Below are 22,233 nucleotides of genomic sequence, written 5' to 3'. Positions count from 1 at the left end.
CCCGGCAGCGGGCTGAGCCCGGCCGTCGGACGTCGCGTCGGACGGCGCGGCGTGCGGCGCGGGAACAGCGGAAGTGGAGCCGCATCACAGACGACCTCGTTAGCGTGCTCCTCATGACGACCCGTCCGAGCACCCCCACGGTCCGCAGCCCGGCGCCGACGCGTCGGTCCGCACCCGAGGATGCGCGGCGCCGCCTGACCGGGCCCCTCGTCGCCCTGCTGCTGGCCGCCGGTCTCGTGGTCGTCACCGCGAGTGTGGTGCAGGGCGGCCCGAGCGCGCGCCTCGACGACCTGGTCTATGCCCTCACGCCGGGTCGGGACAACGGCCCAGCGGTACCGGACCTGCTCGCTCTCGGCATCGTCCACCTCGCGACCCCGGCGCTCGGGGTCGCGGCCCTCATCGCGGTCGCCACGGTGCTCTCCGGACGCGTCGGCGGACGTGGGCCGCTCGTCGTGACGGGTCCTGCCCTCGCCGTGCTCACGGTCACCGTTCTCCTCGGCAAGGCGGTGATCCCGAGAGGCGCCCCCGGGTACGGCCAGCAGGTCCTCAGCGACGGCGGCTCCTACCCGTCCGGCCACACCGCCACCGCGCTCATCTGCGCCGGGGTCCTGGCCGAAATCGTCTCGCGGCTGCATCCCGCGCGCCGCGCGCGGGCGTGGCTGGCCGCGGGAGCGTGGACCTTGCTCGTCGCCGCCGCACTCCTGTGGGAGCACTTCCACTGGCTCAGTGACGTCGTCGGCTCGATGTTCCTCGGCGCGCTCGTGCTGTGGCTGCTGCTGCGGTGGCCGCTGCAGCTCGGCGAGCGTGTCGCGCCGCGGAGGCGGCACGGCGACGGGTCGTCAGCCCGTTAGGGTTGGCGACATGTGTGGAATCGCTGGCTACCACGGGTTCGAGACGGACGAGGCGCTCCTGCGGCGGATGAACGACTGCCAGGTGCACCGGGGTCCGGACGGCGACGGCATCTTCGTCGAGGGACTCGTGGGCCTCGCCCACCGTCGCCTGTCGATCATCGACGTCGCGCACGGCCAGCAACCGATGCAGACCAAGGACGGGCGCTTCACCATCGCCTACAACGGTGAGGTCTACAACTACCTCGACCTGCGGACCGAGCTCGAGGCCCTCGGCCACAGCTTCGAGACCGACAGCGACACCGAGGTCGTCCTCGAGGCCTTCGCCGCGTGGGGCGCCGACGCCTTCGACCGGTTCAACGGCATGTTCGGGCTCGCCATCTGGGACTCCGAGAAGCAGGCCCTGACCCTGGCCCGCGACCACTTCGGCATCAAGCCGGTCTACGTCTGCCGGGTTCCCGGTGCCGGCCCGGACGGCGCCGACGCCTGGCTCTACGCCAGCGAGATCAAGCCGATCCTGGCCAGCGGCCACTACGAGAAGCGCCCCAACGACCGCACCATCTACCGCTACCTCCGCTTCCGCATCCACGAGGACGGCCGGGAGACCTTCTTCGACGGCATCGAGCGTCTCGAGGCGGGCGAGATGATGACGATCTCGGCCGCGGGGGTCGAGCGACGCCCCTTCACGCGCCTGAAGGAGGAGCTCGCCGAGCTCGTGAAGGAGCAGCGCCCCTACGACGACGCCGCCGCGGCCGAGTACAAGTCGCGCCTCATCGAGGCCGTACGCCTGCGGCTGCAGTCCGAGGTCCCCGTCGGCACCTCGCTCTCCGGTGGTCTCGACAGCTCCGCCGTGGCGGTCATCATCAACCGCCTGATCAACGACGGCGACGCGACCACCGAGTCGGTGGGCACGCGTCAGAACACCTTCTCGGCGGTCTTCCCCAACTCGGTCAACGACGAGGAGCGCTACGTCGACGACGTCCTCGACATCTGCCGCGGTCACGTCGCGGGACACAAGATCAAGCCGACGCCCTCCGAGTTCAAGGAGGACCTCGTCGACTTCGTGCGCACGCAGGAGGAGCCGCTCATCAGCAGCGGCCCCTACGCGCAGTACCAGGTGATGCGCGAGGCGACCAAGCACGTCACGGTCCTGCTCGACGGCCAGGGCGCCGACGAGATGATGGCCGGCTACATCCCCTACTACTTCGTCTACCTCCGCCAGCTGCGCGAGCAGGGAGCCCTCAAGGCCGCTGCCGAGCTGAGCAAGTCGCTCGACGTGCTCTACCGGCTCGGCAGGTTCAAGCTCAAGGCCAAGCTGCGCGGGCTCAAGGGCGTGCCCACGACGTCGCTGCTCGGGCGCGAGTTCGTCTCGGCGCACGCGGGCGAGCGATACGCCACCGAGGGGAGCAACCTCAAGAAGCGCCTCATCGAGGACCTCTTCGTCGGCTCGCTGCCCTCGCTGCTGCGCTACGAGGACAAGAACACGATGCGCTTCTCCCTCGAGGGGCGTGTCCCGTTCCTCGACAAGGAGGTCGTGAAGTTCATCTTCAGCCTCTCGGACGAGGCGATCATCAAGGACGGCTGGAACAAGCGCGTTCTGCGCGACGCCACGCGCGACCTGCTGCCCGAGTCGATCAACCGGCGCCGCAACAAGATCGGCTTCACCACCCCGCAGGGCGAGTGGTTCATGCGCCTGAAGAACCACCTCTACGGCATCTTCCTGTCCGAGTCGTTCGCGACCCGTCCGTACTTCGACCAGACCGCGGTGCTGCACGCGTTCGAGGGCTGGATCAAGGGCACCAACGACGTCGACTCCATGACGTTCTGGCGCCTGCTCAACCTCGAGCTGTGGCTCCAGGAGTACTTCGACGACAAGCCGGAGGAGGCTCCGGCCCCCCGCGTCAAGACCGACTACGAGCCGAACGCCCGCAAGCAGCTGGACCTCGCGACGAGCGACGGCACGGCCGTGCGACGCTATCCGCTGCGCACCGATCTCTTCGCCCGCGAGGACGACCTCGACGCCAAGGCCCTCAGCTACGTCGAGCGCTTCTTCGCCGGGCTGCCGGAGGCAGGCCCCGAGCACGCCGCCGCGACCACTGGCACGTGGTACTTCTTCATCTCCGAGAAGATCGTGGCCATCACGCAGGGCCGCTCGTACTTCATCTGGGACATCAAGGTCTCCCGCCCGGCGCGCGTCCTCTCCCGCTACGTCACGCGCACGCCGGCCGGCATCGGGCTCGGCTCGCCGTTCACGATGCAGCTGGCCATCGAGGAGGTCGGCCTCCCGCGCGTGCTCTACGCCTCGGCCGGCGGCGCGGTCGGCAAGGTCCTCGGCCGCAAGGGCCTCTTCTACGAGCTCGTCGGCAACGACATCCGGGCCATCGACGGGCCCACCGAGTACTCCGTCTACCCGGCCAACGTGTCGGCGAAGCTCGCGCCCAAGGATCCCGACGAGGTGGCCGCGCGCCTGTCCGCGGCGATCCGGGCTCGGGTGCCCGAGGCATACCGAAGCACGTTCGGCGGCACGATCGTCATGGATGCCAACGACATCGGCCGCAACGTCCTCGGCATGGACGCGCCCGGTCCCAAGGAGCGCTACGAGGCGATGTTCGCCGACAACCCGCTGGGCCAGGGGTCCGAGCAGACGCCCATGGCCGTCGTCTTCGAGATGCCTTCTGCCTGAAGCTTTTCCGCCCGGGCGGAGTTGTGGTGGTGATCCGGCCGGTTCTGGGTGCGCCGACTCCGCCCGGGCGGGGTTGTGGTGGTGATCCGGCCGGTTCTGGGCGCGCCGACTCCGCCCGGGCGGAGTTGTGGTGGTGATCCGGCCGGTTCTGGGTGCGCCGACTCCGCCCGGGCGGGGTTGTGGCGGGGTATGCCGGCGGGCCGGGTGACGTGTCCGCGCGTCAGCTGTCGATGAGCGAGTCACGCACCTGCCTGCGCAGGACCTTGCCGATCTGCGACCGTGGCAGCTCGTCGACGACGACGACCCGCTGGGGCACCTTGTAGGCGGCGAGGCTCGACCGGCAGCGGGTGCGCACGTCCTCGACGTCGAGCTCGACTCCCGGCTCGGTCGTCACGGCGGCCACGACCTCCTCGCTGCCGTCGGCCTTGGGCAGGCCGACCACGGCGACGTCGGTGACGCCCGGGGTGGTGCGCACCACGGCCTCGACCTCCGACGGCATGACGTTGAAACCACCGGTGATGATGAGCTCCTTGATGCGGTCGACCACCGAGACGAAGCCGTCGGCGTCGACGACGACGATGTCGCCGGTGCGGAACCAGCCACCGTCGAGCAGGGCTGCGGCGGTCTCCTCGGGCTTGCCCCAGTAGCCGCCGAAGACCTGCGGCCCGCGGATGAGCAGCTCGCCGCGCTCGCCGGGGTCTCGGTCCCGGGTCGGGTCGTCGGGGTCGACGACCCGGATGTCGGTGCTCGGGAACGGGACGCCCACAGCGCCGGGGCGCCGGTCGAGACCGATCGGGTTGCCGAGCGCCACGGGTGACGTCTCGGTGAGACCGTAGCCTTCGACGAGCACGCCACCGTTCACGTCCTCCCAGAGCTCGAGGGTCTCGCGTGGCAGCGCCATGGCGCCGGAGATCGCGAATCTCGCTGCTGTCAGGTCGATCCCACGCTCGCGAGCAGCCGTGGCAAGTCGCTGGTAGATCGGTGGGACAGCCGGCAGGAAGGTCGGCGGGTGCTTCTTCGCGGCAGCGAGCACGAGGTCGACGTCGAACCTCGGGAAGAGCACGAGCCGCGCCCCGGTGCTCATGGCGAAGGTCAGGCAGAGGGTCAGGCCGTAGGCGTGGAACATCGGCAGCACCGCGTAGACGACCTCGTGCCCGGGCCGTAGGCCGGGCACCCAGGCGCGGCCCTGTGCGGCGTTGGCGACGAGGTTGCGGTGGCTCAGCATGGCGCCCTTCGGGACGCCGGTCGTGCCGCTCGTGTACTGGATCGCGGCGAGGTCGTCGACGGCCGGACGGGGCGTCGACGGGTCGAGGGGACCGTGACCGAGCAGCTCGGGCCACGGCGTCGTGCCGGGCGCGGGGCCCGTCAGCTGGGCTCGCAGCTCCCGCGCGCGGCGCAGGGGGAGCCTCAGGGCCACCCGCTTCGTCCACGGCATCGAGGCCGTCAGGTCGACGGCGACGACGTGCTCGACACCGGGCAGCCCGGCCACCGTGGCGGCGACCTTGTCCCAGGCCACGGCGACGGTTGCCCCGTGGTCGCCGAACTGGTGGGCCATCTCCGTCGGCGTGTAGAGCGGGTTGTGCTCGACGACGACCGCTCCGATCCGCAGCACCGCGTAGAACGCGGCGATGTGCTCGGGGCAGTTCGGCAGCACGAGGGCCACCCGGTCACCGGCGCGGACGCCCAGGCGGCGCAGACCCTCGGCCGCGAGCTCGACCCGACGTCCGAGCTCGGCGTACGTCAGCTCGGCACCGAAGAACTCCAGGGCCGGCCGTGGCCCGTATGCCGCGACGGCCTCGGTCAGCAGGTCGACGAGCGAGGTGACCGGCGGGTCGATCTCGGCGGGCACCCCCTCGGCGTAGTGGGCCACCCACGTGTGCTCCAGTCCCGCCGTCATACGAGTCCCTTTCCGGTGAGCTGCCGCGCCACACGACACGTCCAGTATGTCGCCGGCGCCTCGGGTCAGCGGGGCAGGTGGTGCCGGCCGTCGCGGTGCGAGGGCGTGGGCTTCGCGGGCACGAGCGCGAAGGCGCCCTCCTCCTCCTGGCTGTTGTGCAGGCGGCACACGGCGTAGAGCCCGTAGAGCAGTCGGCGCAGCTCGGTGACGTCCTCGGGCTCGACGTGGTCCGGGTCGATCCCGTCGAGCAGCCGGCGCAGCCGTGAGACCTGGTGCTCGATCTCGGCGTGCGTCCGGCGCATGGTCGCCGTCGCGGGGCCTCCCAGCGCCCGGGCCACGAGCGGCATCAGCTCGTCCTCGTCGGCGCGCTCGTGGGGGACCAGCTCGTTCTCGAGCCGGTCGAGGAGCGCACGCACCGGGTCGAGGCGGCAGTTGCGCGTGTGCAGCCCGTCGGCGACCGTGCGGATCTGCTCGACGGCGGCGACGGCGCGCTCGTGGCCGGTCCGGAGGCGGCGAGCCGTGGCGACGTCCTCGTCCGACATCGGGACGGTGTGCAGGCGGCTGGGCAGCAGGGCGCGCAGCGCGATCGCGATAGCGAGGACGTCGATGCCCTCCTGGAGCACGGCGCCGGCCGCGGGAGGGAGCAGACCGACGGCCGCGGCGAGCATGGCCACGAGGGACAGTCCCATCCCGACGAGCACGGCCTCGAGCGCGATCCGTCGCGATCGGCGGGCGATGAGGATGGCGTCAGCGATGGCGTCGACGCGGTCGACGGTGAGCACGACGTCCGCCGCCTCCGACGAGGCGGTCGCGCCGCGCGCGGCGAGTGCCACCCCCACTCCGGCGGCAGCGAGGGCGGGGGCGTCGTTGACGCCGTCGCCGACCATGATGGTGCGGGCGGCGGCCGACTCCGCGCGGATCGCGTCGAGCTTGTCGGCCGGGTCGCGGTCGGCGAGCACGGCGTCGACACCGACGATGCGACCGACCGTCTCGGCGATGTCCGCCCGGTCGCCGGTGACGAGGACCGTGCGCCGGATGCCGACCTCGCGTAGGGCGGCGAGCATCCGGGGCGCGTCTGGCCGCACCGGGTCCTCGAGGAGGAAGGCGCCGGCCGGCCGGCCGTCCACGGCGACGAAGACCGTGAGGCACCCGTCGAGCGCGGCCCGGCGGCGCACCTGCCGCAGCCACGCCGGGTCGTCGTCGCCGACGATCCAGTGCGCCTTGCCGAGCCGGACGGCGGTGCTGCCGACCAGCCCCTCGAGGCCATAGCCGTGGACCTCGTGGACGTCGGTCGGCAGTTCGAGGTCGAGGCCGCGACTACGGGCTGCGCCGACGAGGGCGCTCGCCAGGGGGTGTGGCGACACCTGGTCGAGGGAGGCGGCCAGACGCAGGACGTCGGGGGCCGCCGGGGCGTCCGGAGCGGTTACGACCGAGGCGAGCTCCGGTCGCCCGTGCGTGAGCGTCCCGGTCTTGTCGAAGAGCACGACCTCGCCCGCCGCGAGCGCCTCCAGTGCGGCTCCGCCCTTGACGACGACACCGATGCGCGACGCTCGTGACAGGCCGGACATGATCGCGACCGGGGCGGCCAGGAGCAACGGGCACGGGGTCGCGACGACGAGGACGGCGACGGCCCGCACCGGGGATCCGGCCACGGCCCAGGCGATGCCGGCGAGCGCGAGGGTCAGCGGCACGAAGTATGCGGCGAAGCGGTCCGCCGTGCGGACGAAGGGGGCCGACGTCGCCCGGGCCTGCTCGACGAGCCGGACGACGTTCGCGTAGGTCGACTCGGACGCCGACGAGGTGGCGACGACGTCGACCGGTGGGCCGGCGTTGACGACTCCGCTGCGGACGTCGTCACCCTTCGGGCGCTCGACCGGCATCGGCTCCCCGGTCAGGGCGGACTCGTCGAAGGTGCCTGTCGCGAGCACCCGGCCGTCGACCGGGACGACCTCGCCGGTGCCGACGACGAGCACGTCGCCGGGGGACACCTGCTCGACGGGTATGCCGTCGATCCGGTCCCCAGCGCGTCGCCGCGCCGAGCGCGGGGTGCGCTCGACGAGCAGGCGCAGCTCCCGGTCGGCGCGGGCTGCGGCCCGGGCCTCGAGCAGGCGGCCGCTCGCGAGCATCACGGTCACCATCGCGCCGGCGAAGTCCTCGCCGACCCACAGCGCACCCGCCAGGGCCAGGACGGCGATGACGTCCACCGTGGCCCGGTGCTCGGCGAAGGACCGGACGGTCCAGAGGAGTGATAGCGCGAGCCCGAGCACCGTCGCGGTGACCCAGAGGGCTCGCGCCACGGCATCGGCGCCCGCGACGGCGGCGACCCCGCCGCCGGCCAGCAGGGCGGCCGACGCGACGAAGAAGACCGCGGGTGAGCGGCCGCGCCACCAGGTCACACATCCATCTTCCGCCCCGGCGAACCCGGCGACCGCCGTTCGGGATCCGCGTCACAACCGACCCCCACACGGCATACCCCCACCCCTCAACCGTCGAAAGGCCACGTATGGCCGCCTCCCAACCGTCGAAGGGCCACGTATGGCCGCCTCCCAACCGTCGAAAGGCCACGTATGGCCGCCCCCCAACCGTCGAAAGGCCAGACTCCGCGTCAGGGGAGACCGTCGAAGACGTCCCGGCGGATGGGGTCACCGGGTCGGGCCGCGCGGTCGACGAACCACTCGCGCCCGAAGACGAGGTCGTAGACCGGTCGCGGGATGCGCAGGAAGGCGGCCAGGGTGCGGTCGGCGCCGCCGTCGGCGGTCGCCTGCGACGCGTGGGCGCGCATCGAGGCGCGCTTGGCCTTGATGTGGCGGCGCACGCTGATGTGGTGGGTGATCTCGCTGCGGGCCGAGAAGGCGCGGTCGAAGCTCGACCGGTCGAACTCGGGCGGGAAGCGGTAGACCTTCGCGGCGAGGTCGATGGCGCGGCAGATCGTGTCGCGAGGCACCGTGGCCTCGAGGACCTTCGGCGTGCCGGCGAGCTCGGCCGCGCGGCGGCCGACCCGGTGCACCTGTTTGTGGTCGGGGTGGCCGTAGCCGCCGTTGGGCTCGTAGTGGAGCAGCACGTCCACCTGCTCCTCGCGCAGGATCGCGGCGAGCCGCTCGGCGGCCTCCTCGACGTCCGCGCGGACGAAGCGGGTGGTGCCGGGCGGGTCGGGGGCCACCTCGGGTCCGAGACCGCTGTCGGCATAACCGAGGTGCTCGACGCGGGCGACGCCGAGGGCCTCGGCGCTCGCCCGCAGCTCGTCCATCCGGGTCGCGGCGAGCGCGCCCCCGCCGGCGAAATCGCTGGAGGCCAGACCGAGCTCGCCGTCCGTCGCGACGACGACGATGACCCGGTGGCCCTCGGCGGCGGCGCGCGCCATCGTCCCCGAGGTCAGCAGCGCCTCGTCGTCGGGGTGTGCATGGAAGGCCAGGAGCGTGTGCGGCACAGTCACCCATCTTGGCCCATGGCACAGTGTCTTCCGTGAAGGTGGCGCTCCTGTCCGACTGTTACCTGCCCCGACTGGGCGGGATCGAGGTCCAGACGCACGACCTGGCCCAGCATCTCCAGGCAGCCGGCCACGACGTCGAGGTGTTCACCGCGACCCGCGGCGCCGACGGCGAGATGCACGGGACCGTGACGGTCGTCGACGGCGTGCCCGTGCACCGGTTGGCCGCCCGGATGCCGTGGGAGCTGCCGATCAACCCGTTCGCGCCCGCCGAGCTGCGTCGTCGGCTCGTCGAGGGGGGCTTCGACGTCGCGCACGTGCAGACGGGGGTCGTCTCGCCGTTCGCCTGGGACAGCACGCGGGTCACGGTCGGTCTGGGGCTGCCGACGGCCATGACGTGGCACTGCATGCTCGCCGGGGTGGCGCCGGTCTTCCGGGCTGCCCGGTTCGTGCGCCGGTGGGCGTCGCGCGGCGTGGCCATGTCGGCCGTGTCGGACGTCGCCGCGGAGCCGCTGCGCCGGCTCGTCGGGCCCGGCGTCTCGGTCGGTGTGCTGCCCAACGGCATCGACGTCGCACGATGGACGGTGGGTCCTGAGGTCCGCGAGCCGGGACCGCTGCGCCTCGTCACGGCCATGCGGCTCGCGCCCCGCAAGCGACCGGCCGCCCTCGTGGAGCTCGTGGCCGAGGCCGCGCGGCTGGCCGGGCCGGGCTCCGTGTCGCTGACGGTGTTGGGGGAGGGGCCCGACCGCCGCAAGGTGGAGGCGCTCGTGCGTGAGCGCCGCCTCGACTGGGTGTCGCTGCCGGGGCGGGTCCCGCGCGATGAGCTGGGCCAGTTGTATGCCGCCGCCGACGTCTACCTGTCACCGGCTCGTCTCGAGTCGTTCGGGATCGCATCCCTCGAGGCGCGGACCGTCGGGCTGCCGGTCATCGGCCGATCCGGATCTGGCGTCGGTGAGTTCGTGACGGATGGCGTGAACGGCCTTGTCGTGTCGAGCGACTCGCAGATGTCAGCGGCGATCGCGCGTCTGGCCAAGGATCCCGGAGAGGTCGCTCGGATGAGGGCCTGGAACACCAGCCACCCACCCGAGCAGGAGTGGTCACACGTCGCGGCCCTCGCCGTGGCGGAGTACGAACGCGCGCTCTGTCTGGTCCGCCGATGAGGACGAACGTGCCCGGCGGCCTGGTCGTCGTCGCGATCGACGCGAGCGAGCGGCGTGTCGTCGAGGCGCGACTGGGCCACGGCGAGCATCCGGAGGTCGTCCTCGGAGCCGCGGGGTGGGGCATCGAGTCGCCGTTCTTCGCGACGATGCGTGACGACGGCGCGCTCGAGCTGGGCTACCGCGTGAGCGAGCTGGACGGCATACGTCCTCGGCGGGAAGGCGTTGCCCGTGACGCGGGCGTCGGGGACGGGGAGGTCGGCGAGCCCTACCAGCGCGTCGCGGCATACGCAGTCGTGACGAGCGCTCGGGGGCTGTTGCTGACGCAGTTCAACACCCAGACCCATGTGGCCGGCGACTGGGGCCTGCCCGGTGGCGGCCTGGACGACGGCGAGACACCCGTCGACGGCGTGCACCGAGAGGTGTGGGAGGAGACGGGGCAGCGCGTCGAGCTCGGCGGGCTGCTCACGGTCCAGTCGCACCAGTGGGTCGGGCGTTCGCCCTCGGGCACGCTCGAGGACTTCCACGCAGTGCGCATCGTCTATGCCGCGACGTGTCCCGATCCTCGAGACGTCGTGATCCACGACGTCGGCGGCACGACGTCCGATGCCCGCTGGGTGCCGGTGACCGAGCTGGGCGACTACCCGCTCGCCTCGTCCTGGCGCCGTCTCGATGCCCTGCTCGACCTCGCAGCCGGAGAGGGCCGCGCGGGCGGCACCTACGACGCTTCGTAGGATGTCGGCCATGGACTTCGTCTACAACCTCATCGTCGCGCTCCACCTGCTCGGCATGGCCGCGATCGTCGGCGGCTGGATCGCTGTCCGCAGCGGGCGCACGGTGATCGCGCCGATCGTGTGGGGTGCGCGGGCGCAGCTCCTCACCGGTCTGGCCCTCGTCGGCATCGCCTCGGCGATCAAGGACGACGAGCACACGGTGAACAACGCCAAGATCGCGGTCAAGCTCGTGGTCGCGCTCGGCGTGCTGGCCGCCGCCGAGATCGGTGCGGCCCGTGGCCGCAAGGGCAAGGACACCGGCAACCTGCTCGACGCCGCGGGTGGTGGCGCGGTCGTCAACGTGCTCGTCGCCGCGATCTGGTGACGTCGCCACTGTTCGGGGTGGGCGGCTGAGATGCGCTGGAACGCAGGAGTTCTCGCCGGTCTGCTCATCGGTCTCGTCTGGCTCGTCGCGGGACTGTCACTGGTGGTCGTGGGCCGCCGCAGGCGCCGGGCGTCACGCGCTGACGGTGCCGGCAACATGGCCATCATCGGCGTCTTCCTGCTGGTCGTCGGCGGCCTCACGTGGTTCGCGACGCTCCTGCTGGCCGTCGTCCCCGGCTGACCTGTCGTCGCGCTCCGGCCGCCCGTCGCCGCGTACCGACAACCATTGCTCGCGCTTGGCCGCGGTGGCCGCGTGTCGCGCCGGCGAGTCGCGGCTCGAGCCGACGAACGGTCGTCGGTCGGCTGTGGATGACCGCAGCGCAGACGCCCTGGCGTCGGCAACGCTGCCGCGATGGACATCATCACGGCGATGCCCCGGCTCGGCGGAGTGGCGACGCACGCCCAGCTGAGGAGTGCAGTCGGTCGCCCAGCCCTTGACGAGGTCCTCCGCTGCGGTGCGATACGTCGGGTGGCGCGCGGTCGCTACGCCCTGAGGCCCTCGCCGTCGCCGACTCCGCGCTGCGGTCGCGGATGGTCACCCAGGCGGACCTGATGCGGGCAGCCGACCGACTGCCCGGCCGGGGCCGTGACGCGGCGCTCGAGGTGGCGTGGTTCGCCCGCGACCGCCCGGCGAACGCGTCTGAGTCGGTGATCCGCGCCATCTCGCTCGACGTGCCCGGACTGCGGCTCGTGCCGGAGGTGCGCCTGCGCGTCGGCGGCCGGCGCATCCGTCCGGACCTGGTCGACACCGAGCTGCGACTCGTCGTCGAGGGGGACAGCCACGAGTTCCACACGAGTGAGCGGGCCATCGATGCCGACTGCTGGCGCTATGACGACCCAGTCCTGGACGACTGGGTCGTCATCAGGGTGTCGTGGGTGCAGGCCATGTTCCAGCAGGAGTGGGTCGCATCGGTCCTGCGTCGCGCGGCCGAGCGTCAGGATCTCAGGCGGGGCGGCGATCTGCTGCGGCGGCGGGGCGCCCTCCGCCGACCGACGACCGTTGGTCGCGCCTGACCCCGCGCGCCGCGTGTCGTGCCGGCGTGTCGCCGGGCGTTGGCGACCAACGGTCGTCGGTGTGCAGCCGAGGGCGTATGCCGGGTCGCTCAGACCCGCTCGAAGGCGAGGTCGCCGCCGACCCAGGTCTGGAGCACCACGGTGTCACGGATGTCGGCCGGCGATGACTGCTCGAGCGACCACAGGTCGCGGTCGACCGCCACGAGGTCGGCGAGCTGGCCGGGTACGAGGCGGCCGACGTCGGTGCGCCCCACCGACTCGTGCGCAGCGACCGTGAAGGCGTGGACCGCCTCGTCGAGGGTGACCCGCTCCTCGGGCCGCCACCCGCCGATCGGCTGGCCGTCGCTGCGCTGCCTCGTCACGGCGGCGTGCAACCCGTAGAACGGGTTGGGGTCCTCGACCGGTGCGTCCGAGCCGAACGCCACGCGCACGCGGGCGTCGAGGAAGCTGCGCCAGGCATACGACGCGAGGCGGCGCGGGCCGATGATCTCGTCGGCGAGCTCGAGGTCGGCCGTGCAGTGGGTCGGCTGCATCGACGCGACGACGTCGAGGGCCCGGAAGCGAGGGATGTCGATGGGTCGCACGTGCTGCGCGTGCTCGATGCGGAGCAGCGTGTCGAGTCCCTCGCCGCGGACCGCCTCGAAGACGTCGAGCACGAGCCGGTTCGCCTCGTCGCCGATGGCGTGCGTGACGACGTCCAGGCCGGACCGGGCGGCCAGCAGGGTGCGTTCGAGGAGCACGTCGTAGGGCATCGCGGCGATGCCGCAGCCCTCGTGGCCGAGAAACGGCTCGGTCATGTGGGCGGTGTGCGAGCCGAGCGCGCCGTCGCTGAAGAACTTGACCGGACCGACGCGGAAGACGTCGTCGCCCTGCCCTGACCGGCGGCCCTCGGCGACCGCGAGCTCCAGGTCGGGGTCGCGCGTGCACTTGGTGACGCGCAGCCGCAGGGCGCCGTCGGCGTGCATCTCGGCGTAGGCCGCCCGCGCGTCCTCTCCGTCGATGTCGGTGATGCTCGTCAGGCCGACCGACAGCAGCCAGTCCTGGCAGCGCTCGAGCCACGGCCGCAGCGGTGACTCCTCGCGGGGGATCGCGTCGAGCAGCTCCTGGGCCGACTCCCGCAGGATGCCGGTCGGCTCTCCCGACGCATCGCGCGCGATCTCGCCGCCCACCGGATCGGGGGTCTCTCGGGTGATGCCGGCGAGGCGCAGGGCGAGCGAGTTGGCCCAGATCGTGTGGCCGTCGACGCTCGACAGCGCCGCGACCCGGCCGCCGGACACGGAGTCGAGGGCATGGCGGTCGGGCTGCTCCGGGACCGACCAGCGGTTGTGGTTCCAGCGTCCGCTGTGCAGCCACTCGCCCTCGGGCAGTCCCTCCGCGTGGGCGCGGACGAGCTCGAGCGTCTCCTCCAGCGAGCGTGCCTCGCGCAGGTCGACGGACGACAGGTCGCGCGAGAGCCACTCGGTGTGGATGTGGGCGTCGTGCAGGCCGGGCAGGACGACGGCGCCGGGCAGGTCGACGGTGTCCACGCCTCCGGTCGCCGACACGGCCTCGGCACCGACAGCGACGACACGCCCGTCCTCGACGAGCAGCGCGTTGGTCCAGGGGTTCTCGGTGTCGCCGGTCCAGATGCGGTCGTGCCGGAAGAGGGTGCGGCTCATGCGGTGGGCACCAGGATGAGCTTGCCCGTCGTCCGGCGCCCTTCGAGCGCCTCGTAGGCCGCCGCCGCCTCGGCGAGCGGGTAGCGACCGCCGATGGCGATCTTGAGCGACCCGTCGGCGACCGCGCCGAGCACCTCGCGAGCCCGCCACTCGTACTCCTGGCGATCGGCGACGTAGTGCGCGAGCGTCGGGCGCGTCAGGAAGAGTGACCCGCTGCTGTTGAGGCGCTGGATGTCGAAGGGCGGCACCTGGCCGCTCGCCCCGCCGAAGAGGACCATCATGCCGCGCGGCCGCAGCGACGCGAGCGAGGCGTCGAACGTCGACCGGCCGACGCCGTCGTAGGCCACGTCGACGCCGCGTCCGGCAGCCTCACGCACGGCGGCAGCCAGGTCGTCGACCGTGGAGTAGTTGATCAGGTGCTGGGCGCCGAGCGCCCTTGCGATCTCGAGCTTCTCGTCGGATCCCGCCGTCGCGACGACGACGCCGCCGCGGGCCGTGATCATCTGCACGAGGAGCTGGCCGACCCCGCCGGCCGCGGCGTGCACGAGGGCGACGTCACCCGGGCCCACGGCATACGTGCTCGTCACGAGGTAGTGCGCGGTGAGGCCCTGGAGCATGGCGGCAGCGGCGACCTCGAGGTCGACGGAGGAGGGCACCGGCACGACGAGGCGGGCCGGCTTGTTGACGAGCGTGGACTCGCTGCCCGACGCCTGGCACCACGCGACCCGGTCCCCGACGGCCACGTCGGCGACCCCCGGACCCACGGCGGTGACGGTACCCGCGCCCTCCTCGCCGAGGACGAACGGCGTCGGGACGGGGTAGACGCCCTGGCGCTTGTAGACGTCGATGAAGTTGACGCCGGCGGCGGCCACCTCGACCTGCACCTCGCCCTCGCCGGGATCGGGGAGGTCGTGGTCGCGGACCTGCAGGACGGTGCCGTCACCGGGCTCGGAGACGAAGACGCTGGTCGCTCGGTTCATGCTCGCCACCCTACGACCGACGACGCTTCCGCTTCCGCGAGGTGGGCCCAGCTGCACCGATGCGCACCAGGAGGGCCACCTCGGCCTCGAGGGCCGCGAGCAGGGCCTCGGGATCCGGCAGGACGGACTCGTCGGCCATGATCCCGATGCGGACTGCGTCGTCGTACGTGATGATGCAGAAGCCCACCGTGTGCCGGCCCGAACCGGGGACCCAGCCCAGCACCCCAGTCACCGGCACCCCCGCGAGATGGCGGACGTCCCTTGGCCCGGCGACGTTCGTCGTGACGCCGATCGCCTTGTTGGCGAAGAAGTCCACGACGCGGCGCTCCATCGCGGCGGGGAAGCGTCCGATGGTGGAGATGAGGGCGAAGGTGAGCGCGGCCTCCGGCGAGGCCTTGAGCCAGTCCATCCGCGCCTTGGACAGCGCGAGGCGCCCGAGCGGCGTGGCGTCGCGGCTCGGGAAGCGGAGGAAGACGAGGGCGAAGCGGTTGCCGAGCTCGGGCGGCAAAGGTTCGTCGAGGGGGCGGACGTTGACCGGCACCATCGTCACGAGGTCGACGGGGGCGCGACGGTGCTCGTCCTGGTAGGCGTGCAGCGCGCCCGCGACGGCGCTCATGAGCACGTCGTTGAGGGTGGCGCCGACGAGCCCGCCCACCTGCTTGAGACCCGGGAGCGGCAGCGGCTGGGTCCACACGAGGCGCTTGCGCTGCCCGGGCACGCCACCGACGGCGCTGGCCGGGTTCGTCGTGAGCAGCAGGTCGGAGACGACCTGACCGGTGCGGAGGGTGAGACCCGCCGCGTCGGTCACCGTGGCCCGGGCGCCCTTGGCGCGCAGGTGATCCCACCCCGAGCGGGCGGAGGCCAGCACGAGGCGCACGCCGGAGCCGATGGCGCCCGACGATGCGTCGGCACCGAGGGGCATGGTCGGCAGGTCGGTCTTCGCGGGCGGTCCGACGAGGTCTCCCGGCACTCCGGCCGCGTCCTCGGTCAGGCCGAGCAGCACTCGGGTCAGCGCGATCCCGTCCGCGAGCGCATGGTGGATGCGGAAGACGAGCGCTGCCCCGGACCCGTGCCCGTCGACGAGGTGGACCTCCCAGAGAGGACGCGACCGGTCGAAGGGGTGCGGCAGGTGCTCCTCGATGTAGGCCTGCAGCTCGGCATCGGCCTCGGCGGCAGTTCCCTTGCCGGAGAGCGTCGCTCGGTGCACATGCCGCGCGAGGTCGAAGTCCGGGTCGTCCTCCCAGTGGTAGCGGCCAAGGGTCCGTCGTGGCCGGACGGGCCGCTGGCTGAAGACGGGGTAGGGCTCGAGGATCCGGGTGCGCATCAGGTCGAGGACACGGTCCCAGTCGGGCACCGACTCGAGCAGCACGACCGACACGATGACCATGAGGTTGGTCGGGCGGTCCATGTTGAGCCAGAGGACGTCGGCCGAGCCCATCCGGCGGGGCGGGCGCCTCACGTCATCGCCGCCAGCTGCGGCAGGGCGTCCCCGTCGACCCGGAAGGTGCTCCAGTCGTCGAGGGAACGGGCGCCGTGGGCCCGGTAGAACTCGATCGACGGGGTGTTCCAGTCGAGCACCGTCCACTCGAGCCGGGTCCAGCCGCGCTCGACGCACAGCTGTGCGAGGTGGGCGAGCAGGGCCTTGCCGAGGCCGTGGCCGCGCTGGTCGGGCTCGACGAAGAGGTCCTCGAGCCAGATGCCCGCCTGCCCGGTCCACGTCGAGAAGCTCCGGAACCAGATGGCCATCGCGACGACCGCGCCCTCCCGCACCCCCACGAGGGCGTATGCCGTGGGGTCGCCCTGGGCCGGGAACAGCGCGTCCCGGAACTGGTCGGGCGTCGCGGTGGCTGCGTCCGGCTCCTTCTCGTAGGCGGCCAGCGCCTGGACGAGGTGGATGAGGTCGGGCACGTCGGCGACCGAGGCCGCGCGGATCTCGAAGTCGCTCACGCGCCCATCCTCTCCCGGTGCGACCGGCTGTGCGTCGTGGTCCGGGGCTGTGGGTGGTTCGACGTAGGCTGGACCGATCATGAGCACGCTCTTCGACGACCTTCCCATCCCCGGTTTCGAGCACGGTCAGGGCGCGTCCGCCGGCGGGTCCGGACGCACCGGGCGCGGCGCTGACGTCACCGAGCAGGGCGTCCCGACGTGGGCCGAGGCTGCAGCGCGTGGCGGTGTCGAGGCGGCGCCGCAGGGCCGCCCCGATCTCGACCCGGCCGTGCTGCTCGAGGGGCTCAACCCGGAGCAGCGCGAGGCGGTCGTCCACGAGGGCACGCCGCTGCTCATCGTCGCCGGCGCGGGGTCGGGCAAGACCCGCGTGCTGACCCACCGCATCGCCTGGTTGCTCGGCGAGCGTGGCGCGCAGCCGGGCCAGATCCTCGCCATCACCTTCACCAACAAGGCCGCGGCCGAGATGCGCGAGCGCGTCGCGGCGCTCGTCGGCCCGCGCGCCCGGGCCATGTGGGTCATGACCTTCCACTCCGCGTGCGTGCGCATCCTGCGGCGTGAGGCGGCCAAGGTCGGGATGAAGTCGACCTTCTCGATCTACGACGCCGCCGACAGCCAGCGCCTCATGAGCCTCGTCCTGCGCGACCTCGACCTCGACCCGAAGCGCTACCCGCCGCGCGGCTTCTCGGCGCAGGTCAGCAACCTCAAGAACGACCTCATCGACGAGGAGACCTACGCCTCTCAGGTCACCGAGGGCAACCACTACGAGCGCACCGTCTCCGACGCCTACACGCAGTACCAGCGCCGCCTGCGCCAGGCCAACGCCCTCGACTTCGACGACATCATCATGATGACGGTCAACGTCCTGCAGGCCTTCCCCGACGTCGCGGAGTACTACCGCCGCCGCTTCCGGCACGTGCTCGTCGACGAGTACCAGGACACCAACCAGGCGCAGTACCAGCTCATCAAGGAGCTCGTCGGCGAGGTCAAGGGACCCGAGGGGGCCTATGCCGTGCCGCCGGCCGAGCTCTGCGTCGTCGGCGACTCCGACCAGTCGATCTACGCCTTCCGCGGCGCGACCATCCGCAACATCCTCGAGTTCGAGCAGGACTACCCCGACGCGCGCACCATCCTGCTCGAGCAGAACTACCGCTCGACCCAGCGCATCCTGCGCGCCGCCAACTCCGTCATCGCCCGCAACGAGGGGCGCCGCGCCAAGAACCTCTGGACCGACTCCGGCGACGGGCCGATGATCACCGGCTACGTCGGCGACAACGAGCACGACGAGGCGGCCTTCATCGCCAAGGAGATCGACGACCTCGCCGACAAGGGCGTCAAGCCCGGCGACGTCGCGGTCTTCTATCGCACCAACGCGCAGAGCCGTGCCATAGAGGAGGTTCTCGTGCGGGTCGGCCTGCCCTACAAGGTGGTCGGCGGCACGCGCTTCTACGAGCGGCGCGAGGTCAAGGACGCCCTGGCCTACCTCCGGGTCGTCTCCAACCCCACCGACACGGTCAACCTGCGCCGCATCCTCAACACCCCGAAGCGTGGCATCGGTGACCGCGCCGAGGCGTGCGTGGCGGCCCTCGCCGAGCGCGAGCGCATCCCCTTCGTCGCGGCGCTCGGCCGCGCCGAGGACGCGCCGGGCATCGCCACGCGCTCCGTCGCGGCCATCCAGGGCTTCACGGCGCTGCTCGAGAAGCTCCGCACCTCCTACGAGGCCGACGACAGCGTCGCCGCCCTGCTCGAGATGACGCTCGAGGAGAGCGGCTACCTCGCCGAGCTGCGGGCGAGCCACGACCCGCAGGACGAGACCCGGGTCGAGAACCTCGCCGAGCTCGTGGCCGTCGCGCAGGAGTACGACGACCGCCGCGCCACCGAGCTCGAGGAGTCCGGCGGCGAGCTGGCACCCGGCGTCGAGCCCGAGGACGTCGGGCCCGCAGGTGCGCTCGAGGAGTTCCTCGAGCAGGTCTCCCTGGTCGCCGACGCCGACGAGATCCCCGACGAGCCCGAGGCCAAGGCGCAGGGGGTCGTGACCCTCATGACGCTGCACACGGCCAAGGGCCTCGAGTTCCCCGTCGTCTTCCTCACCGGCCTCGAGGACGGCACCTTTCCGCACATGCGCGCGCTCGGTGACCCCAAGGAGCTCGAGGAGGAGCGCCGCCTCGCCTACGTCGGCATCACCCGGGCCCGCGAGCGGCTCTACCTCTCGCGCGCGGCCGTCCGATCCGCGTGGGGCGCACCGCAGTACAACCCACCGTCGCGCTTCCTCGACGAGATCCCCGGCGACCTGCTCGACTGGCAGCGACTGGGCCCGTCGTTCAGCGGGGCCCGCGGCTCCGACCGTCCCGCCGTCGCGACGCTGGCGGCCCGTCCCGGGGTGCGCAGCGCCGGCAAGCGACCCGTCATCGCGCTCCAGTCGGGCGACCGCGTCACCCACGACTCGTTCGGCCTCGGCACCGTGGTCCGGGTCGAGGGCGACGGCGACAAGTCGATGGCCCACGTCGACTTCGGCGCCGACACCGGGACCAAGCGCCTCCTGCTCCGCTACGCCCCGCTCGTCAAGCTCTGACCCGCGGGCCCGCGAGCGGGACCCTCAGGCGATGCCGTATGCCGCCGAGCGGCGTGTGGAGGACTGGCAGGTCAGCTCACCGCGAAGACCGTGGGAAACGTCCAGCCGGTCCCGGCCTGGCGAGCTGCCAGCGCGAAGCGGCCGCTGCTGTCCCCGGCATACACGTAGAACCTGCCGTCGCCCTTGATCCCCACGATGTCGCCGTGCCCGTCCCCGTTGAGGTCGCCGCCGGAGAAGACCGTCCGGTAGATGCCCCAGCCGGCGCCGACCTGCACGCCGCCGCCGGTGAACCCGCCGGCGCCGTTGCCCCGGTAGAGGAGAAGAGCCCCGGACGGGGTGCGCCCGAAAAGGTCGGGTTTCCCGTCGCCGGTGAAGTCGCCCGCGCCGAGCACCATGTCGAACATGTTCCACGACAGCCCGATCTGCACGCCGCCGCCGGTGAAGCCGCCGGCGCCGTTGCCCCGGTAGAGCACGAGCGCCCCGGACGGGGTGCGGCCGATCAGGTCGGGTTTCCCGTCGCCGGTGAAGTCGCCGGGGGAGAACACCGTGTCGAACATGTTCCAGGAGAGGCCGATCTGCACGCCGCCGCCGGTGAAGCCGCCGGCGCCGTTGCCGCGGTAGAGCACGAGCGCGCCGGACGGGGTGCGGCCGATCAGGTCGGCCTTTCCGTCGCCGGTGAAGTCGCCGGGGGAGAACACCGTGTCGAACATGTTCCAGGAGAGGCCGATCTGTGTCCCGCCGGTGACGTAGCCGGCACCGTCCCCGCTGTAGAGCCGCAGGCTGCCGGTCGAGGTGACCGCGAGGACGTCCGCGGTCCCGTCCGCGTCGAAGCCGTGGACGACGTCCGAGCTCGGCGGTGTCGCTTTCCCGAACGCCTTGAGCATGGCCCGCCAGGTGGGCGGGTCCATGACGCCGGTCGCGGCGACCTGGTGTGCGCTCTGCCAGGCGGTCAGCGCGGCCTGGGTCTGGCTGTAGAAGCCGCCCGTGGCGCTCACGTTGAGCACGGTCTGGACGGCGGTCACGACCGGACCGGTCGAGCCGTACCGAAGGTCCATCCCCGAGTTCGTGACCAGGGTCGTCAGCAGCGAGCTCGAGCCGGAGGGGGCCGCCACGGTCGGGTAGCTCGGGCACTGGTTCGGGTTGAAGCCGGTGTACCGCGGCGCCCAGTTCAGGTCCGGGAATCGGCACGGGCCGAAGTCCTGGGCTGCGACCGTCTTGGTCCAGTAGGAGGTGCGCCCCATCGCCCCCTCCCACGACATGCTGATGTGGATGTGGTTGCGGTGGCAGTTCGTGTCCGAGCTGGTCGCCGGCGTCGACGCACAGTTCAGGTAGGGGCGCCACCCCTCCGAGGCGCGGTACGTCGCCCAGATCTGGTTGTTCCAGATGACGTACATGACCCCGAGGCGGCGCGCGTTCGCGAATGCGTTGCCGGCCGCATCCGGAGCCGTCAGCCAGGACAGGAACGCGGACGCCTGTGCGCTCTGGGTCGCGTCGCGCACGTTGAGGAAGTAGTCGATGGCGCGCCCGTCGAAGTGTTCGCTGGTCGATGCAGGTCCCGGCGTGCAGGTCGAGACCGTGTTGTAGTACGAGCCGTACGTCGCCTTGAGCAGGTCGCCGAGCCGGACGGTGCCCGGCTTGGCGACCGGGTCGCAGTCGTTGGACGGGACGTACGCGGCAGGCCGTTCGATGCCGGCAGGCATCCCGGCGGGCCCGGGGGGAACGACCGGTGCCGGAGCCGTCGACTCGGCCGTCCCGGTGGTCGGCGACGTGTCGGCGGCGGCCGCCGGCGTCGCGGCGGCGGCGACGGTGACGGTGGTGGCCACGCACAGCGCGAGCATCGCCGACGCGAACGTGCGGGACCGGGCGCGACGGGTCTGGGTGGAAGCTGGCATCTGGAGCTCGTCTCGTCACGACGGAAGCACTGCGACGATGACGGGCGCGGTGCGGGGACGGGGACAATGGTGACATTCCCGACGAATTCGCGCGCGCGGAACGCGACATCGTCAGGTCCACCGCCGGATGCGCGAGCTCAGACGGGCACGGACGCGACGAGGCCCGTCCCCGAGGGGGACGGGCCTCGTGCCGCGATGCGGCGTCGGTCAGAGGGTGACGCCCCGCGCGGCGAGCCACGTGGTGGGGACGACGGCGCTGCCGTCGCCGGGGTGGATCTCGAGGTGCACGTGCGGGCCGGTCGAGTGGCCGGTGCTGCCGCTGAAGGCGATGGGCTGACCGGGGGAGACCGCGTCGCCGACGGCCACGAGCAGGCGGCTGTTGTGGGCCATCCACGAGACGGTGCCGTCCCAGTAGCGGACCTTGACGAGGTTGCCGTAACCCTCGGTGGACCACCCGGCGAAGACCACGGTGCCGCTCGAGAGCGCGTGGACGGGGCTGCCGACCGGGCAGGCGAGGTCCTGTGCCGGGTGCATCTTGCCCCAGCGGAGGCCGAAGCCGGAGGTGAGGGTGTAGCCGGCGACGGGGGAGACCCAGCGATGGGCCTGGGCGATCGCGCGGGCGGCCGCGTCGCGCTTCGCCTGGTCAGCAGCCGCGGCCTGGGCCTGGGCGGCTGTCTGGGTCGCACTCTGGCTCGCGCCGACGATGAGGGTCTTGGCGTCCCGGGTCATGTCGCGCGAGGAGCGGGCGCCGGTGCGGTTCGCCGCGGCGGCGACGGCGCCGGAGTCTGCGGTGGCACCGAGGGCGGTCGAGTTCGACACGTTCTTCATGGCAGCCGCCTGGGGCAGCTCGCTCGCACCCGCGGCACGGGCGACCAGGCCGCCGGCGACGGTCGTGGAGAGCAGCGCAACGGGGACGACGAACTGTCGGCCCCGAGAAGGCTTGGCTGTCGGCCGGTGCCGGCCGGTGTATCGGGTTGTGGGCACGAAGGACTTACCTATCGGTC

The 22,233-nt window shown here is 72.2% G+C and carries 17 protein-coding genes; 8 read left to right on the top strand and 9 right to left on the bottom strand.

Annotation, left to right across the window (positions count from 1 at the left end):
• Positions 1–113 precede the first annotated feature (113 nt).
• Both AC1DIW_RS11590 and asnB read left to right on the top strand, forming a co-directional pair.
• Positions 114–851: a phosphatase PAP2 family protein gene (locus AC1DIW_RS11590; RefSeq protein ID WP_478108305.1), complete on the top strand. Its 738-nt coding sequence runs from the start codon at positions 114–116 to the stop codon at positions 849–851.
• Between the two features lie 10 nt (positions 852–861).
• Positions 862–3,531 (top strand): asparagine synthase (glutamine-hydrolyzing), encoded by a 2,670-nt coding sequence (gene asnB / locus AC1DIW_RS11585; RefSeq protein ID WP_478108304.1) that lies wholly within the window; start codon positions 862–864, stop codon positions 3,529–3,531.
• A 220-nt stretch (positions 3,532–3,751) separates the two neighbouring features.
• On the opposite strand, the gene AC1DIW_RS11580 is transcribed toward asnB, so the two are convergent.
• From AC1DIW_RS11580 to AC1DIW_RS11570, 3 genes are all read right to left on the bottom strand, one after another.
• Positions 3,752–5,428 (bottom strand): long-chain-fatty-acid--CoA ligase, encoded by a 1,677-nt coding sequence (locus tag AC1DIW_RS11580; RefSeq protein WP_478108302.1) that lies wholly within the window; start codon positions 5,426–5,428, stop codon positions 3,752–3,754.
• A 65-nt stretch (positions 5,429–5,493) separates the two neighbouring features.
• Positions 5,494–7,824 carry a heavy metal translocating P-type ATPase gene (locus AC1DIW_RS11575; protein WP_478108300.1) on the bottom strand — a complete coding sequence of 777 codons (2,331 nt, stop codon included), beginning with the start codon at positions 7,822–7,824 and terminating at the stop codon, positions 5,494–5,496.
• A 209-nt stretch (positions 7,825–8,033) separates the two neighbouring features.
• Positions 8,034–8,855 (bottom strand): PIG-L deacetylase family protein, encoded by an 822-nt coding sequence (locus AC1DIW_RS11570; protein WP_478108299.1) that lies wholly within the window; start codon positions 8,853–8,855, stop codon positions 8,034–8,036.
• A 35-nt stretch (positions 8,856–8,890) separates the two neighbouring features.
• Here AC1DIW_RS11570 and AC1DIW_RS11565 point away from each other — a divergent pair, with 35 nt between their 5' ends.
• The 5 genes from AC1DIW_RS11565 (at position 8,891) to AC1DIW_RS11545 (ending at position 12,183) form a co-directional block, all read left to right on the top strand.
• Entirely contained in the window at positions 8,891–10,015 is a 1,125-nt protein-coding gene (locus tag AC1DIW_RS11565) for a glycosyltransferase family 4 protein (RefSeq protein ID WP_478108297.1), read from the top strand.
• Positions 10,012–10,746, top strand: a complete 735-nt coding sequence (locus AC1DIW_RS11560; protein ID WP_478108296.1) for an NUDIX hydrolase — start codon at positions 10,012–10,014, stop codon at positions 10,744–10,746. The genes AC1DIW_RS11565 and AC1DIW_RS11560 overlap by 4 nt, the downstream gene beginning before the upstream one ends.
• Before the next feature lie 10 nt (positions 10,747–10,756).
• Positions 10,757–11,110: a hypothetical protein gene (locus AC1DIW_RS11555; RefSeq protein ID WP_478108294.1), complete on the top strand. Its 354-nt coding sequence runs from the start codon at positions 10,757–10,759 to the stop codon at positions 11,108–11,110.
• A 30-nt stretch (positions 11,111–11,140) separates the two neighbouring features.
• Entirely contained in the window at positions 11,141–11,350 is a 210-nt protein-coding gene (locus AC1DIW_RS11550; RefSeq protein ID WP_442277830.1) for a hypothetical protein, read from the top strand.
• Between the two features lie 371 nt (positions 11,351–11,721).
• On the top strand, positions 11,722–12,183 hold the full coding sequence (locus AC1DIW_RS11545) for a hypothetical protein (protein ID WP_478108292.1): 462 nt from the start codon (positions 11,722–11,724) through the stop codon (positions 12,181–12,183).
• 89 nt (positions 12,184–12,272) lie between these two features.
• Here AC1DIW_RS11545 and AC1DIW_RS11540 read toward each other — a convergent pair whose 3' ends face one another.
• From AC1DIW_RS11540 to AC1DIW_RS11525, 4 genes are read right to left on the bottom strand one after another with little or no spacing between them, the layout of a single operon-like run.
• Complete coding sequence (locus tag AC1DIW_RS11540) at positions 12,273–13,841, bottom strand: amidohydrolase (protein ID WP_478108290.1); 1,569 nt, start codon at positions 13,839–13,841, stop codon at positions 12,273–12,275.
• Positions 13,838–14,821 (bottom strand): quinone oxidoreductase family protein, encoded by a 984-nt coding sequence (locus tag AC1DIW_RS11535; RefSeq protein ID WP_478108288.1) that lies wholly within the window; start codon positions 14,819–14,821, stop codon positions 13,838–13,840. Before AC1DIW_RS11535 ends, AC1DIW_RS11540 begins: the two co-directional genes overlap by 4 nt.
• A gap of 10 nt (positions 14,822–14,831) precedes the next feature.
• Positions 14,832–16,280, bottom strand: a complete 1,449-nt coding sequence (locus AC1DIW_RS11530; protein ID WP_478108287.1) for a wax ester/triacylglycerol synthase domain-containing protein — start codon at positions 16,278–16,280, stop codon at positions 14,832–14,834.
• Positions 16,277–16,768, bottom strand: a complete 492-nt coding sequence (locus AC1DIW_RS11525) for an N-acetyltransferase family protein (RefSeq protein WP_478108285.1) — start codon at positions 16,766–16,768, stop codon at positions 16,277–16,279. The genes AC1DIW_RS11530 and AC1DIW_RS11525 overlap by 4 nt, the downstream gene beginning before the upstream one ends.
• Positions 16,769–16,847: 79 nt before the next feature.
• Between AC1DIW_RS11525 and pcrA the strand changes: the two genes are divergently transcribed.
• A complete protein-coding gene (gene pcrA / locus AC1DIW_RS11520; protein WP_478108284.1) occupies positions 16,848–19,337 on the top strand; it encodes a DNA helicase PcrA in 2,490 nt (829 codons plus the stop codon).
• Between the two features lie 71 nt (positions 19,338–19,408).
• On the opposite strand, the gene AC1DIW_RS11515 is transcribed toward pcrA, so the two are convergent.
• Positions 19,409–21,229, bottom strand: a complete 1,821-nt coding sequence (locus AC1DIW_RS11515; RefSeq protein ID WP_478108283.1) for an FG-GAP-like repeat-containing protein — start codon at positions 21,227–21,229, stop codon at positions 19,409–19,411.
• A gap of 207 nt (positions 21,230–21,436) precedes the next feature.
• A complete protein-coding gene (locus tag AC1DIW_RS11510; RefSeq protein ID WP_478108281.1) occupies positions 21,437–22,213 on the bottom strand; it encodes a M23 family metallopeptidase in 777 nt (258 codons plus the stop codon).
• Positions 22,214–22,233: the final 20 nt, after the last annotated feature.

The organism is Terrabacter sp. 01T434, assembly GCF_056398545.1.
The sequence above is the reverse complement of the archived record's forward strand: the minus strand, read 5'-3'. Positions and strand labels throughout refer to the sequence as shown.

Coding starts and splice junctions, on each gene's coding strand:
- AC1DIW_RS11590 (WP_478108305.1), top strand. CDS start 114: ATGACGACCCGTCCGAGCACCCCCACGGTCCGCAGCCCGGCGCCGACG.
- asnB (WP_478108304.1), top strand. CDS start 862: ATGTGTGGAATCGCTGGCTACCACGGGTTCGAGACGGACGAGGCGCTC.
- AC1DIW_RS11580 (WP_478108302.1), bottom strand. CDS start 5,428: ATGACGGCGGGACTGGAGCACACGTGGGTGGCCCACTACGCCGAGGGG.
- AC1DIW_RS11560 (WP_478108296.1), top strand. CDS start 10,012: ATGAGGACGAACGTGCCCGGCGGCCTGGTCGTCGTCGCGATCGACGCG.
- AC1DIW_RS11555 (WP_478108294.1), top strand. CDS start 10,757: ATGGACTTCGTCTACAACCTCATCGTCGCGCTCCACCTGCTCGGCATG.
- AC1DIW_RS11550 (WP_442277830.1), top strand. CDS start 11,141: ATGCGCTGGAACGCAGGAGTTCTCGCCGGTCTGCTCATCGGTCTCGTC.
- AC1DIW_RS11545 (WP_478108292.1), top strand. CDS start 11,722: ATGCGGGCAGCCGACCGACTGCCCGGCCGGGGCCGTGACGCGGCGCTC.
- AC1DIW_RS11540 (WP_478108290.1), bottom strand. CDS start 13,841: ATGAGCCGCACCCTCTTCCGGCACGACCGCATCTGGACCGGCGACACC.
- AC1DIW_RS11535 (WP_478108288.1), bottom strand. CDS start 14,821: ATGAACCGAGCGACCAGCGTCTTCGTCTCCGAGCCCGGTGACGGCACC.
- pcrA (WP_478108284.1), top strand. CDS start 16,848: ATGAGCACGCTCTTCGACGACCTTCCCATCCCCGGTTTCGAGCACGGT.
- AC1DIW_RS11515 (WP_478108283.1), bottom strand. CDS start 21,229: ATGCCAGCTTCCACCCAGACCCGTCGCGCCCGGTCCCGCACGTTCGCG.